The organism is Bartonella sp. AD13SXNS (genome assembly GCF_042196465.1).
Lineage (GTDB): Bacteria > Pseudomonadota > Alphaproteobacteria > Rhizobiales > Rhizobiaceae > Bartonella.
Genome location: NZ_JBHIQI010000004.1, coordinates 88,296 through 103,530, shown reverse-complemented (window position 1 = coordinate 103,530; position 15,235 = coordinate 88,296). Strand labels below are relative to the sequence as shown.

At 37.3% G+C, this 15,235-nt stretch carries 11 protein-coding genes; 5 read left to right on the top strand and 6 right to left on the bottom strand.

The window, feature by feature from the left end:
• Position 1 precedes the first annotated feature (1 nt).
• Positions 2 to 2,719, bottom strand: coding sequence for a preprotein translocase subunit SecA (secA, locus tag ACFIMQ_RS04460; protein WP_375616491.1), 2,718 nt, complete (start codon positions 2,717 to 2,719; stop codon positions 2 to 4).
• Between the two features lie 434 nt (positions 2,720 to 3,153).
• Here secA and ACFIMQ_RS04455 point away from each other — a divergent pair, with 434 nt between their 5' ends.
• The 3 genes from ACFIMQ_RS04455 to mutT all read left to right on the top strand — a co-directional run bounded on the left by ACFIMQ_RS04455 (position 3,154) and on the right by mutT (position 6,009).
• Positions 3,154 to 4,107, top strand: a complete 954-nt coding sequence (locus ACFIMQ_RS04455; RefSeq protein WP_375616451.1) for a peptidylprolyl isomerase — start codon at positions 3,154 to 3,156, stop codon at positions 4,105 to 4,107.
• 129 nt (positions 4,108 to 4,236) lie between these two features.
• A complete protein-coding gene (gene argJ / locus ACFIMQ_RS04450) occupies positions 4,237 to 5,469 on the top strand; it encodes a bifunctional glutamate N-acetyltransferase/amino-acid acetyltransferase ArgJ (RefSeq protein ID WP_375703490.1) in 1,233 nt (410 codons plus the stop codon).
• A 126-nt stretch (positions 5,470 to 5,595) separates the two neighbouring features.
• The gene (mutT, locus tag ACFIMQ_RS04445) at positions 5,596 to 6,009 is read left to right on the top strand and encodes an 8-oxo-dGTP diphosphatase MutT (protein WP_375616449.1); all 414 of its coding nucleotides are present in this window, start codon (positions 5,596 to 5,598) and stop codon (positions 6,007 to 6,009) included.
• A gap of 1,558 nt (positions 6,010 to 7,567) precedes the next feature.
• Here the strand turns inward: mutT and ACFIMQ_RS04440 are convergent.
• The 4 genes from ACFIMQ_RS04440 to ACFIMQ_RS04425 all read right to left on the bottom strand — a co-directional run bounded on the left by ACFIMQ_RS04440 (position 7,568) and on the right by ACFIMQ_RS04425 (position 12,088).
• Positions 7,568 to 8,431, bottom strand: a complete 864-nt coding sequence (locus tag ACFIMQ_RS04440; RefSeq protein WP_375616490.1) for an NlpC/P60 family protein — start codon at positions 8,429 to 8,431, stop codon at positions 7,568 to 7,570.
• 165 nt (positions 8,432 to 8,596) lie between these two features.
• On the bottom strand, positions 8,597 to 9,964 hold the full coding sequence (locus ACFIMQ_RS04435; RefSeq protein ID WP_375616448.1) for a M17 family metallopeptidase: 1,368 nt from the start codon (positions 9,962 to 9,964) through the stop codon (positions 8,597 to 8,599).
• Between the two features lie 13 nt (positions 9,965 to 9,977).
• The gene (coaA, locus tag ACFIMQ_RS04430; RefSeq protein WP_375616489.1) at positions 9,978 to 10,922 is read right to left on the bottom strand and encodes a type I pantothenate kinase; all 945 of its coding nucleotides are present in this window, start codon (positions 10,920 to 10,922) and stop codon (positions 9,978 to 9,980) included.
• Between the two features lie 176 nt (positions 10,923 to 11,098).
• The gene (locus ACFIMQ_RS04425) at positions 11,099 to 12,088 is read right to left on the bottom strand and encodes an asparaginase (RefSeq protein ID WP_375616447.1); all 990 of its coding nucleotides are present in this window, start codon (positions 12,086 to 12,088) and stop codon (positions 11,099 to 11,101) included.
• Between the two features lie 217 nt (positions 12,089 to 12,305).
• Between ACFIMQ_RS04425 and hslV the strand changes: the two genes are divergently transcribed.
• Together hslV and hslU are read left to right on the top strand one after the other, a co-directional pair.
• Positions 12,306 to 12,887 carry an ATP-dependent protease subunit HslV gene (gene hslV, locus ACFIMQ_RS04420; protein WP_375609183.1) on the top strand — a complete coding sequence of 194 codons (582 nt, stop codon included), beginning with the start codon at positions 12,306 to 12,308 and terminating at the stop codon, positions 12,885 to 12,887.
• The gene (gene hslU, locus ACFIMQ_RS04415) at positions 12,888 to 14,198 is read left to right on the top strand and encodes an ATP-dependent protease ATPase subunit HslU (protein ID WP_375616446.1); all 1,311 of its coding nucleotides are present in this window, start codon (positions 12,888 to 12,890) and stop codon (positions 14,196 to 14,198) included.
• Between the two features lie 19 nt (positions 14,199 to 14,217).
• Here the strand turns inward: hslU and ACFIMQ_RS04410 are convergent, their stop codons facing one another.
• Positions 14,218 to 15,213: a class I SAM-dependent methyltransferase gene (locus ACFIMQ_RS04410; protein ID WP_375703489.1), complete on the bottom strand. Its 996-nt coding sequence runs from the start codon at positions 15,211 to 15,213 to the stop codon at positions 14,218 to 14,220.
• Positions 15,214 to 15,235: the final 22 nt, after the last annotated feature.

Genomic DNA, 15,235 nt, shown 5'->3' with positions numbered 1-15,235 from the left:
TTCAAACAAAGGCTCCATGACAGTGTTTGTATTTTTTCTCTGAACCGCAAGGACAACGCTCATTACGTCCAACTTTCCCCCATGTAGTTATATCGTTAGGGTCACGATCTTGTGGATTAACAAATCTATTTTCTTGTGATCGTGCCCATAAAGTGGGAGCATTTTCTTGACTTTGATCATTAAAGACGGATGAAACAGCATCCGTTTGCTTAGGCATGGTTGGTTCTGTGGGTTGTTGAATAATTTCAAAGCGCATAAGTTTAGAAGTGACAATTCTGCGCAAATTTTTCAACATATTTTGAAAGAGTTCAAATGATTCTGTCTTATATTCATTGAGTGGATCCCGCTGCGCATAACCACGAAACCCAACAACAGAACGCAAATGGTCTAAACTTACCAGATGTTCGCGCCATAACGTGTCAATAGTTTCGAGCAATACTGCTTTATGAAAATAAGCCATAACTTCTGGAGAATATCGTTCAGTACGATCATTTTCAAGTTTTGTAACGGCATCTGAGATACGCTCTAAAATTTGTTCCTCAGCAATTCCATCTTCTTTTGCCCATTCTTCCACTGGAAGTTCGAGATTAAAGAGTTGTTGAAGTTCTTCTTCGAGAGCTTTTACGTCCCACTTTTCAGAATATGTCCCTGAAGGAATATAAGCCTCTACGAGATCCTCTACGACTTCATTGCGCATTTCAAGGATCATTTCTGATAAATCATCTGCGTTCATGACCTCCATACGCTGTTCAAAAATAACCTTGCGTTGATCATTCATGACATCATCATATTTTAGTAGATTTTTACGAATTTCAAAGTTTCGTGCTTCGACCTTTTTTTGTGCTTTTTCAAGGGCTTTATTAATCCATGGATGGATAATAGCTTCATTTTCTTTCAATCCAAGTTTTTGCAGCATACCATCCATACGGTTGGAGCCAAAGATACGCATAAGATCATCTTGAAGAGAGAGAAAGAATTTTGAGCGACCAGGATCGCCTTGGCGACCAGAACGTCCACGAAGCTGGTTATCAATACGACGGCTTTCATGACGTTCAGTAGCGATAACATAAAGCCCTCCAGCCGCTAAAGCTTTTTCTTTAAGTTGCTTGACATCTTTTTTTATTTCTTCAATTTTAGCTGTCCGTTCTGGACCTTCGGGGATATCCTGTAACTCTTGTCGGATGCGCATTTCAACATTACCACCAAGCTGTATATCCGTACCGCGTCCTGCCATGTTGGTTGCAATGGTGAGAGCTCCAGGAACGCCTGCTTGCGCAATGATGTATGCTTCTTGTTCGTGATAGCGAGCATTTAAGACTCTAAAATCGGTAATGCCTTCTTTTCGCAAACGCTCTGCCAATTGTTCTGACTTTTCAATAGAGGTTGTTCCAACAAGAATAGGCTGTTCTTTTTCGTGTGCTTGACGGATATCACGCACAATTGCCCGATATTTCTCTTCTGCTGTTCGATAAATCTCATCATCTTCATCAATACGTTGTATTGGCAAATTTGTAGGGACTTCGACAACATCAAGACCATAAATATTTCTGAATTCTTCGGCTTCTGTTGTTGCAGTTCCAGTCATGCCAGATAATTTTCTATACATACGGAAGTAATTTTGGAAAGTGATAGAAGCAAGTGTCTGATTTTCTGGTTGAATAGCAACATGCTCTTTAGCTTCTAACGCTTGATGAAGTCCCTCAGAATAACGCCGCCCAGGCATCATTCGCCCCGTAAATTCGTCAATAATAATGATTTCATCATTGCGAACAATGTAATCTTTATCGCGAGCAAACAGTTTATGAGCTTTTAGAGCATTATTAACATGATGAACGATAGCGACATTTTCTATGTCATAAAGACTTTCACCTTTAAGATACCCAGCTTGTTCGAGCATTTTTTCAATTTTTTCAGTACCAACTTCGGTAAAGGTCGATGTTTTTTGTTTTTCGTCTATTTCATAGTCTTCTGGAGTTAAGGCAGGAATAAATGTATCAATAAGGTTATAGAAGTCAGTACGATCTTCTAGAGGACCAGAAATAATAAGGGGCGTACGGGCTTCATCAATGAGAATAGAATCCACCTCATCGACAATTGCATAATGATGTCCACGTTGGACCATTTGACTATGATCAAAGGCCATATTATCACGTAAATAATCAAAACCTAGTTCATTATTTGTGGCATAGGTGATGTCACATGCATAGGCTTTGCGGCGAGCATCACTATCAAGATCATGGAGAATCACACCCGTTGTAAGTCCTAGAAAACTAAAAACTTTCCCCATTGTTTCAGCATCACGACTGGCGAGATAATCGTTTACTGTCACAACATGAACGCCTTTACCTTCCAATGCATTGAGATAAATTGGTAGAGTGGCCATTAATGTTTTACCTTCACCAGTACGCATTTCAGCTATGCCACATTCGTGAAGGACCATTCCACCAATAAGTTGTACGTCAAAAGGACGCATGTCATAAACACGTTTTGCTGCTTCACGAACGGTTGCGAAAGCTTCTGGTAAGAGTAAATCAATACTTTCACCTTCACTAAGACGTTTACGAAAAGCATCTGTTTTTTGGCAAAGTTGCTCATCACTTAATTTTACGAATTGTTCTTCCAAAGCATTAATTTGTGCAACTTTTTGGCGGAGTGCTTTGAGGCGTCGCTCATGAGCTGAACCAAAAAATTTACGTGCAAAAACACCTAAACCGACCATCACTGGCCCTTTCTTTTAATTATTGTCACTTTTGTTGGGTAATTCATACGTTTTCCCCATTCTCTACATTTTCTTTAAGTTTTCTGATATCATTAGAGATATAATGAAATGCAGATGGTACCATTATACTTGCTGGTGTGCAATTTTCCATTTTAATTGTAACGTAGAGATAAGAGGCTAAGCGCGCTATGTCAACTTTAGGTATGCTATTTAACTGATACAATACAAAGTAATTGAAGATACAATATGTCATTTTTCTCTATGATCATGTTTTTCATTTGCATTAAATAGGGTTGTAGAAACTGAGATAAAAGAACGATTTTATACTTTTTACAATGAAATTACTAATTTATTTCTCTATATTTAAAGAATAAAGTGTTATGGTAAAGAAAATTGGAATCTTGAACCTGCCTTCATTTTTAAGGAGTATATTTATGAAATTCAACTTTATCACGCTGTTTTTAGCATCAACTTTATTGGCAAGTACAAGTTTAGGGGTGAAAGCCCAAGAAGGTGTGAATTCACCATCGAATGATTTAAAAACTTTGGAGAAAGCTTCTGAAAAAGCAATTTCTCCTTCTCATGTTATGGCAGTTATTGACGGGAAGGATATTACAGCAGGTCAATTGGATGATTTAGCACTTGAAATAAATCCTAATTTAGCACGTTTTCCTGATGAACAACGTCGTATTATGGTCTTAAAAGCTTATTTGGATATGCAAGCACTTGCAAAAGAAGCAAGAAGCAAGGGTCTTGATAAGACAGAAGCTTACGATAAACGTATGGCAGTTATGCGTGATAATGTTCTTCAACAGCTTTATTTTAAACAGACGATTGTTGACAAAATATCGGATACTGATTTGGAAGCTCTTTATAAGCAGGAAGTCGCTGCTTTACCTAAAGAGGATGAGGTTAAAGCACGTCATATTTTGGTCAAAACGAGAAAAGAAGCAGAAGCTATCATTAAGCATTTAAATAAAGGTGAAAATTTTGAAGAGATTGCAAAGAAAAGTTCAACAGATGGTTCCGCTGCTGTTGGAGGTGATCTTGGTTATTTTAGCCATGGTCAAATGGTTAAGCCTTTTGAAGATGCAGCATTTGGTTTGAAAGTTGGCGAATACACGAAACAACCCGTTGAAAGTCCTTTTGGTTGGCATATTATTAAATTAGAAGATCGTCGTGTAAAACAACCTCCTGCATTTGATGATGTTAAAGAAATGTTGCGTACACAGCTGATAAAAAAGCGCTATCAAGAACTGATTGTTGATTTACGTAGTAAGATAGATGTGAAATACCCTGATCCTAATGTTACAAAAATCATGGAATCGCTTCATCAAAATGGGACGCTGCTTCCCGATGAGACGTCCGATGAAGAAGATACGGAATAGCTAGGAAAATAAGTAGATAGCCTCTTTAATAGATAATTTGCTAGGTTGGTTTTGTTCAAAAAGTCTAGCAGTTGTCTATGAGAGGTTATTGATCTGCAATCATTTCATTTGTTTTATAGAAAGCATATTGTGGTTTTGAAAATCTCTCCTTTGTCGCCTCAAAAGATCCAGGAGCTTTCTCCCTTATCTGGTGTACGGATAGCAACAGCTGAAGCTGGGATTAAATATAAAGGTCGTACAGATCTTCTTTTGATTATATTCGATGAGCCAGCGAGTGTGGCAGGCGTTTTTACACGTTCTAAATGTCCATCTGCTCCTGTAGAGCATTGTCGCGCATCGCTTCCTCATGGGGTTGCGAGGGGTGTTGTTGTGAATTCTGGAAATGCAAATGCTTTTACAGGAAGCAAAGGAAAGCACACAACCAATGCAATTATTTGTGCAGCAGCGAATGTTTTAAAGGTTAGAGAAAATGAAGTTTTTATAGCTTCCACAGGTGTTATTGGTGAGCCAATGGATGCCTCGGGTATTGTCAATCTTTTACCAAGTATGACAGAGACAGCAAAAGAAGAAAACTGGTTGGAAGCTGCAAAAGCCATAATGACAACGGACACATTTCCAAAACTTGCGACGCGCACTTTTGACTGTGGGGGAGAGACTGTTACCATTAATGGAATTGCAAAAGGTGCTGGTATGATTGCGCCCGATATGGCGACAATGCTCTCTTTTGTTGTAAGTGATGCTACTATTTCTTCGGATGCACTCCAATCCATGTTATCAGAGGCAGTTGAGGGTTCTTTTAATTCAATTACTGTTGATAGTGATACCTCAACTTCAGATACGCTTATGTTGTTTGCGACAGGAAAAGAACATTTTCCCTGCATTAGATGTAAAACAGATCCGCGTTATGAAGTATTCTCAAAGCACTTGAGTGCACTTTTGCACGAGCTTGCATTACAAATTGTTTGTGATGGTGAAGGTGCTCGTCATTTAATTGAGGTTAATGTAATTGGTGCTACAACAAACGATGCTGCAAAAACGATTGCTTTGTCAATTGCAAATTCGCCACTTGTAAAAACGGCTATTGCCGGTGAAGATGCCAATTGGGGGCGGGTGGTTATGGCGGTAGGTAAGGCAGGTATTGAAGTAGAGCGTGATCTGTTGACAATTTGGTTTGGTGAACATCGTGTGGCGATCAATGGCGAACGAGATTCTGAGTATTGTGAAGAGACAATAGGTACTTATATGCAAGGTAAGCATATCACAATTCGTGTTGATATCGGTTTGGGTAATGGTACAGCGACAGTTTGGTCTTGCGATTTAACAAAAGAGTACGTTATGATCAACAGCAATTATAGAAGTTAACGGATGCATTTTATATTTAATAGCTTATTATTTTTTAGAAAAAATGAAGGATGTAAGTTCTTTTAGGAGCAGGGGGGATATGATAGATAAAGACAGTTATCTTTATGATCCCTATTGGCGAGTAATATGTATATAAAAAGTTCCATTCTTCTTGTTGTTGCATGCGCATTGTTCGATCAGAATAATCGTGTTTTGCTAACTAAGCGTCCTGAAGGAAAATCACTAGCTGGTTTATGGGAGTTTCCTGGTGGCAAGGTTGAGCAAGGTGAAACTCCGGAAGCATCATTGATTCGTGAACTAGAGGAAGAGCTTGGTATTTATGTTCAACCAAATAATTTGCATCCTTTAACATTTGCAAGTCATAGCTATAAAACGTTTCATCTCTTAATGCCATTGTATCTTTGTGACCATTATGAGGGCATTGCGCAAGGGCGAGAAGGGCAAAACTTATCATGGGTTTTTATTGGTGATCTTGATAAATACCCGATGCCTGATGCTGATAAGCCATTGGTTCAGGTATTAAAAAGTCATCTTCTTTGATGTGTTATAAGAAGGAAATATTGCTTAAATTATAAATCAGTATATTGAGTTATAATGATAATTTATAATTTTTTATGTTGAATAGGGAAGTCCAGGGTCGTAAAAAATTTTCTCATTTCAAAACTGTCTTATTTTAAATTAATCAAAATCATTCTTTTTCACGTTCCAAGCGGGGCGGGTCAGGTGGATAAAATTATTTAAGAAAGAAATAAAATACGTGCTGAAAGAACACTCTCCAATAGCCAAGGGTTATCGCAACATTGAGAATTAGCAAAGTATATAATGATGCCTTTGCACGCTTTATAAGCATAAAAATGGTGGCAGATAATGGATTTATATTTTTCACTTGTATCATTGAGAGATTGTCTTCGATGCACTGAGAGATATTAGGAGTATTTATTTCATAAGGTATCGATAATAGGAAAAATTTCAAAAAATGCTTTAAAAAAGAACACTTTGTGTTTATTGTTAGAGATTGTTTTACATGACCAAAAACTTAATTATCATATGTAATACATATATTATATAATAACGTATTGTTTTGTAATCATAAGTTTTATTTTTCTTGATGTTATACGATTTCCCAATCAAAAAAATGTTCAATAACGTACGAATAAAAAGAGTGGTATGTAATTTAAAAAATAATTTTAAAAAAAATAAAACATACGGTTAATGAATGATTAAATATAAAAGAAAACATGAAAATAAGACTTCTTAGAGAACTATATATCATACATATCTATGGTATGAGAGATGAAGAAAAAGCTACCTAAGTAAGTATATAAATAAGGGATATATTATTTTTGTATATTTAAAAAAACATAAAACTGAATAGAAAAGAAATAATAAATCTGCGTAGTAATCTTTATTTTCATTTTTTTTAAATAATACGCTTATTTCTCTATTGACTTGTAATAAAGGTATTTGAAATAGTAAAATACGATAATATTAGGAACTCTTATTTAAGTTATGTAATACGATTTATAATTGACTATATGATATTTTAATGAAAGTTCTTCAGTAAGACGGTCGATGAGTTTTCTCAGTATTTAAAGATAGGCGAATATTGATAAAGATTTCTAAATGAATATGAACTTTAAGAAAAGATCAAAAATGTTGCTTTTGATTAAGAGGGACATATCCCTTACGTAATATAGAACGCTATTGTGTTGCATATTTACGGGGTTGTTTAAAAGAGACATCTCGCAATTTTCGTGCCGGCATTCGTGAATGGTATAACGGTAAAGCCTTATAATATAAAATCTATTGAGCACCACTACCCTTACGCTTATGAAGGAGTAAGTTGGTCCCAATGTTATTATGATAGCTCTTGGCATTTGAGAGCATTCAGAAGGGATATTTTTACTTATACATCAGTTTTGCTTGTGATGAACAAGCAAGCGATTTTGATTGATTCAACATAAAAACCGATTTGAAATGAAAGAATTTTACGATATTTAGAAGGCTTGACACAGAGTGAATAATGGATAATTATCCTTATAAATCAATTTGTTGTATAATAAAAAACATTCAATTAATTTTTTATAGGAGGCATGTATTAAGTTTTTTGAATTGGGCGACGTTTTGCGATGGGATATTGATTTTTTTTAGCGATACGCGTAATTGCTTCTTCCAATGGCTCGATCATAACGTCCATAGAAAAACCATTAGCGTGAATAATATTTTCATGATCAACCATAATAGCCACATGACCTTTCCAAAAAACCAAATCGCCTCGTTGAAGTTTATCAGTGTCTGTAAGAAGCTTACCTATAGTTTCTTGCTGCATATCGGTGTCTCGTAAAACTATTTGATCGGTCATCATCATAGAGAGTTGGGTGAGTCCCGAACAATCAATTCCAAAACCGCTGACACCACCCCAAAGATAAGGTGTATGAATAAAGGTTTCTGCAACAGTAACATAATCTTCGTATACACGTCCAATGGGGCTGAGATGGCTCGTAATGATAGCGTTTCCATTTTCAAGAATAGAATACGTTGTATCACAGACTTCAATTTCATCAACAACACTGACTTTGCTTCCCATAGATAAAGGGGACTCTATCGGTCCACGTAAGTCAGCGTGTAAATATTTAAATGTGCGTGGTACTGAAACCACATGTGTTTGTTTTATGGTTGATGTACAAAGAGCTTTTGTATCAATATAACCGACATAACCATCTTTGAGTGATTGTCCCCACGACATTGTTTCCCCTTGTTCAAAAATAAGAAGTTCTTCTCCGAATAAGCATTCTGTTTGTCTTTCACTTTTTTTATTATTTTCTTTAAAAAGTCCAGCGATCGCTGTATTAACGCGTCTTTTTTCACCTTGAACAAAGCGCTGAGCTGTAATTTCTTTTTCAAGACGTTGATCTGCTAGATCATCTCTGAATGCATAAAGTCTTGGGTCTTTAGAGATCATTTTTTTGCTTTCCATTTTTGGGCGTCTCACCTTTAAGAAGACTCACGAAAACTGTCTTGGTAAGATTTTTATCTTCCAATAAAACCAAGAACAGAGTTTAATACGATAGCAATTGTTCCTAAAACTGCAAAATTGTCCATCTTTGTGGATATTTTGTGTTAAACTTCATTTTTTAAAAATATTATAAAGGGTACGAATAGTTTGCGCTGATCCACCAATAGGATACCCTGGTTTTTCTTTTGGAACCCATCCATAAAGGTCGAAATGGGCAAAATGTTCAGTTTTTTCAACAAAAGAATTAAGAAATAAAGCAGCGATTATAGAGCCAGCAAAGCTATTTCCAGTTACATTGTTAAGGTCAGCAATTGGTGATGATAACATCTCTTGGTAAGGTTTCCAAAGGGGCATTTGCCAAAGAGGATCAAAAACAGCGTGAGCAGATTCAGAAATTTGTTGTGCCCATATTGAATCATTACAATAAAATGCGGGAAGATCTGGTCCTAATGCTATACGTGCTGCTCCTGTTAAAGTAGCCATGCAAAGCATGAATTGTGGACTTTCTTCATCACCATAGGCGAGTGCATCAGCAAGGACAAGTCGCCCTTCAGCATCTGTATTGCCCACTTCAACACTTAAGCCTTTACGACTTTTGAGAATATCACCTGGTCGGTAAGCATTGGCAGAAATTGCATTTTCTACGGCTGGAATCAAAACACGGAGACGGAAGGGCAATTTTGCATCCATGATAAGTTTAGCCAATCCCAAAGCGTTTGCTCCACCGCCCATATCTTTTTTCATAAGCAACATGTTATTGGCTGATTTAATATCGAGTCCTCCAGTATCAAAAGTTACGCCTTTGCCAACCAAGGTTATTTTAGGATGATGTTCTTGGCCCCAGAGTAACTCAATCAGTCGTGGTGGAGTACTGCCTGCTCGTCCTACGGCATGAATCATCGGAAAGTTATGGGTTAAGAGATCATCTCCACAAATACTTTGGACATGAGCACCATAAATTTTTCCTAGTTGTCGTACTTCTTTTTCGAGAGTATCAGGGTTCATATCATTGGCTGGAATATTAATGAGATCACGGACAAAGAAGACAGCTTCATAAATTCGTTGGAGTTCATTAAGATCAACGACCTCATTGACATGGATGGATAATGATTTGAAAGAAGAATTTTGACGATAGCGATTAAATTGATAACTGCCGAATGCCAATCCAAGATAGGCATTTATTTCATCAGAGCTTTCACCTTCTAAATGCCATTGACCAGCAGGAAGCTTTTGAGCAAGAAGTCCTGTGATAAAGGGGTCGTTACCATTGCCAATTCCAAATAAAACTTTTTTTAAATGCCCCGTTTCGTGAGGAACAAAGAGTATTTGTCCTTCTTTTCCAGTAAAGTCATTCACTTTTATCCATGCTGTTGTTGACGCATCAAGTGATAAGTTGGCAAGACTTCTTTGATTTACCAAGATGATAGGGCAACTGTTATCGATACGCGTTGAGGTAAAATGAATGGAGTGGTGATGCATAGTTATGAAGTCCTTATAGTCGTCTAAGTGCGACATACTCGACCAAATGATTTTTTCCCTTTCGTAGAATGAGATTGGACCTTGGCCGTGTTGGCAATATATTTTCTTGTAAATTTTTTAAATTAATCGTTTGCCAAAGATCCTCAGCAATTTTTGAGGCTTCTTTTTCATTGAGGTGGGCATAACGATGAAAATAGGATTCAGGATTTTGGAAAGCTGTTTTACGCAAACGCTTAAAACGTTCCAAATACCAGTGACGAATGACTTCTGTTTCAGCATCGACATAAATCGAAAAATCAAAAAAATCTGATACGAAAGGAATGGCTTTCCCATCTTTAGGAAGATCACTGACCTGTAATACATTAATACCTTCAACAATTAAAATATCAGGATGGTCAATGGTAATTGTTTGGTTTTCTAGAACGTCATAGATCATATGTGAGTAAAGCGGGGCACGAACATTTCCGACACCTGCTTTTATAGCAGAAAGAAAGCATAACAATTTTTTAATGTCATAGGAATCAGGAAATCCTTTACGATTCATACGATTTTTTTGCTGTAAGATTGCGTTAGGATAGAGAAAACCATCCGTTGTGATCAGATCAACTTTAAGACTAGATGTCCATCTTTTCAATAGTTCTTGAAGAATGCGAGCGGTGGTTGATTTTCCTACGGCTACAGAACCAGCAATTCCAATAATAAAAGGCGTTTTCCTCGTTTCTTCTTGATGGAGAAACTTCTGACGTTTGTGAAAAAGTTCCTGTACGGCTTCAACATGGCATGATAACAAACGCGATAAAGAAAGATAAATGCGTTGAACTTCCTCAAGATCGATAGGATCATCCATAGAGCGTAAACGTTTAATTTCATCAAAAGTCAAAGTAAGAGGTGTATCCGCACGAAACTCTGACCATTGTTGTGCAGTAAAGACACGGTAGGGGGAATATCGGTCAGAAATGGATTTGACCAGATTATTTTCCTGATTAATTTTTTGTATAGTCGTATCAATCATTTTTATTGGTCGAGAATTTTTTTGCCGCAGCAATCGATTAAGAACGGACATGTGAACGGCTTTGTATTCAAGTAAATTTTGTTTTTCATGCTCTCTTCTTCAAGATAATAGGTCATTTTTTGTTAGCTTATCGTCCAGTCATTCCAATCTATACGGATTTGTTCCAATGAGTACCCTTGCGCCAAAAAAGCCCATAAAAGTAGACGCGCTTTTACGGCTGATAAATAACCAGACATGAGCGCACCAGAAGCAATCATATCGATTTCTGAGCCTTTATAGCCATAAGTTATACGAGTTGTGGAGCCATTACAACAACGACTAGCAATAATGATTGGTATTTTTTGTGCATATTGTTGTACGAGGTCTGCCGCTTGAAAACTACAGTGTCCTGCACCAAAACCGGCGATAACAAGCCCAGCATAATACCCACTTTCGAGGCAGAGTTTCATTAATTGTGCATCAGAAGATAAAGAGGAATAGAGGAGTGCAATTTGATGATCGTGGTTTTGGGGAAGATCAAATGTTGTCGGGAAAAATTTTTGATCATTGAAATAAATGAGTTTTCCCTCTAAAATAGTTCCTAAAACACCTGCAAGACCTGATTGAAATGTTTCGACTTTGACGGTATGGCTTTTATAGAGCCAATAAGGTGAATGAATTGTATCATTGATGACAACGAGAACGCCTCTGTTACGACTTTGTGGGGCTGCCGCAACGCGAGTTGCTGCTAAAATATTAGCTGGTCCATCAGCGCCTGCTTCATGAGGCATACGCATAGCACCGGTTATAATGAGTGGTTCAGCTTCCTTCCAGTAAAGAGAAAGAAAAAAAGCTGTTTCTTCCAGAGTATCAGTACCTTGCGTTAAAACAATACCTTCTGCGCCAGCGTTTATTTGTTGTTTTGCCCACGCGATTATTTCAAAAAGAATTTTAAAAGATAAAGATCCACTTGGGATTTGTATTAATGTTTGTGCATGAATATCAGCAACGTCATTTAAATTAGGAACATTTTTTATGAGGTCATCTGAGGTTAAAGTTGGTTGCATGTGGCCAAAATTATCAGCAGTCATTGCAATTGTTCCACCTAAGGTTCCTATAGCTATTTTTTTCATAATTTTCCTCTAAAGGGTATAAACTGTTTACATAAAGCTATTTAGCAGTAATTTACATTGACAACAATGATATCATTTTTTCAATTTTAACAAATTGAGTTATGCTCAATCATTGTGTTTTACTATATATGTTCTTAAATAGGACAATAGTAATAGGGTTTTACATTGTATGAAAAGACAATATTAAAAAGATAAGTTAATATTAAGGAGTCTCCTTATGACAGAACATAAGCCAGACATAATGTATGGCACAACGATTATTACGGTACGAAAAGGTGACAAAGTCGTGATGGCTGGCGACGGTCAGGTCTCTCTTGGACAGACGATTATGAAGGGCAATGCACGTAAAGTCCGTCGTCTTGGCAAAAGCGGAGTGGTTATTGCTGGTTTTGCAGGTGCTACGGCAGATGCTTTCACATTACTAGAAAGATTGGAAACAAAGCTTGAGCAATATCCTGATCAACTTATGCGTGCCTGTGTAGAACTTGCAAAAGATTGGCGAACAGATCGCTATTTGCGTCGTCTTGAAGCAATGATGCTCGTGGCTGATAAGAAAGTAACTTTGGCTTTAACAGGGTTGGGTGATGTTTTAGAACCAGAAGATGGGGTTATGGCAATTGGCTCTGGAGGAAATTTTGCGCTTTCGGCAGCGCGGGCACTCATGGACTTGGATTTGGATGCAGAAACCATTGCTCGTAAAGCTATGGCTATTGCCGCTAAAATTTGTGTTTACACCAATGATCATTTCACAATTGAAACATTGGATGCAGAATTATCTTCTTTAGAGAAAGCTATTTAAATGTGTGTTGTATTTTCCCCTCGTGAGACTGTTTCTGAACTTGATCGTTTTATTATTGGCCAAAATGATGCCAAACGTTCTGTAGCTATTGCACTGCGCAATCGGTGGCGTAGACAACAGCTTGATGAGCCGATGCGTGAAGAAGTTATGCCAAAAAATATTTTAATGATAGGGCCAACAGGTGTTGGTAAAACAGGTATTGCACGTCGATTAGCAAAACTTTCTGGAGCACCCTTCGTTAAAGTAGAAGCGACTAAATTTACTGAAGTTGGTTATGTGGGACGTGATGTTGAACAAATTATTCGAGATCTTGTTGAAATTGCCATTTCTCTTGTACGTGAAAAGAAACGGGATGAAATAAAAGAAAAGGCTCACGTGAATGCTGAAGAGCGTGTTTTAGACGCCCTTGTTGGTAAAACAGCAAGTCCTACTACTCGTGATAGTTTTCGTAAAAAATTGCGTGAAGGTGAATTGGATGAAAAAGAGATTGAAATTGAAGTCGCCGATAATAATAGCAGTAGTGCTTCAACTTTTGATATTCCTGGTATGCCTGGGGCGCAAATGGGTATTATGAATTTATCAGATATTTTGGGAAAAATGGGCAGTCGTACAAAAGTCCGTAAGACGACAGTAAGAGATGCTTTTAAGCCGCTCATTGATGATGAATCTGAAAAACTCCTTGATCAGGAGCAAATTATTCAAGAGGCGCTTCGTGTTGCTGAAAATGACGGTATTGTTTTTATCGACGAGATTGATAAAATTGCAACCAGGGATGGTGGAGCAAGTGTTGCGGTTTCGCGTGAGGGCGTTCAACGGGATCTTTTGCCTTTGGTTGAAGGAACAACAATTGCTACAAAATATGGGCAAATAAAAACCGATCATATTCTTTTTATTGCCTCAGGTGCATTTCATGTTTCCAAGCCATCTGATTTATTACCGGAACTTCAAGGACGTTTGCCCATCCGTGTGGAGCTCAACCCTTTAACAAGGGAAGATTTACGACGCATTTTAACAGAACCAGAAGCTAGTTTGATTAAACAATATATCGCTCTTATGGCAACGGAAGAGGTTCATTTGGAAATTACAGATGATGCTATTGATGCTTTAGCAGATATTGCTGTAGATTTAAACGCAAGGATTGAAAATATAGGAGCACGTCGTTTGCAAACGGTGATGGAGCGCGTTTTGGATGAAATTTCTTTCACCGCGCCTGACAGAGCTGGAACATCATTTAAAATTGATGCTGCTTATGTGAGAAAATCTATTGGTGAACTTGCTGCTGATATCGATCTTTCACGTTTTATTCTTTGAAAGTTATTGCTCGTTTTGTTTATTTTCGTGCTTCGATAATTTTAAAACCATGGGCTTGTTCATGTATCAATACTGTGTGGAAAATATCTTTTAACAATGTTTCATAAGGGAGGTGGCGGTTTGCAACAAGAAGCAGATTGCCCCTTGGTTTTAGGCTCTTTGCAGCATTTATAATAAAATGTTTTCCTAATGAAACATCTGTCGTTTGTTGCGTATGAAACGGTGGATTTGAAATGATTGTATCATACAGATTTGTGACAGGTTCATGCACGAGGTCATGCCAATAAAAATGAATTGGAAAAGGAGCTGTTATGTCTTTAAGGTGCTGTTTTGCTGCTCTCAAAGCGTTGTAGTCTGCTTCATAGAGATCAAGAGATGTAAGTTTTACATTGCTTTCGAGTGCAACATGAGAAAGAAAGCCCCATCCAGCACCAAAATCAGCTGTTTTTCCAGAAATAACTTTGAGCATATAAGAAGCAAGCGCAGCAGACCCTGGATCAATACGTCCGTGTGAGAACATACCAGAAGTAGTTTGAAATTTACCAAAAGTAAGAGGTAGTGAGCGCAATTGTACAATATTCTGTTTCTCTATTTGTGGAGGAACTTGCAGCCAAAATACCAGACCATGATTTTTAGACAGTTTATTGGTGATGGGGACAATATTTTTGACCCATTTCATCATTGAAGCAGCACCAGCAGTTTTATTCCCACTGATCACAATCCATCCATTGGGTTTAACGCATTCTAATAAATCAAGAAAACAATTTTGATTAAAACCACGATATTTGCTCAAATGTAAAAATGCACCATCATAGTTGAAAGTTTTATCTATTTGAGGAGAGCAGTGAAATTGAGTATCGACAAATTTTAAAAAATCTGGTCGCCAAGGCGTAATAATTTTTAAATTTTGCGCCCATTTTTGAGCTGGAACTTCTGTTAAACCGAAACTTAGCCAACATTGGCTTGGATCTGGATACGGGAGTTCATGATTTTCAAAAGGCAAAAATAATAACACATAAGGCTCTTTCAAAGAAAAA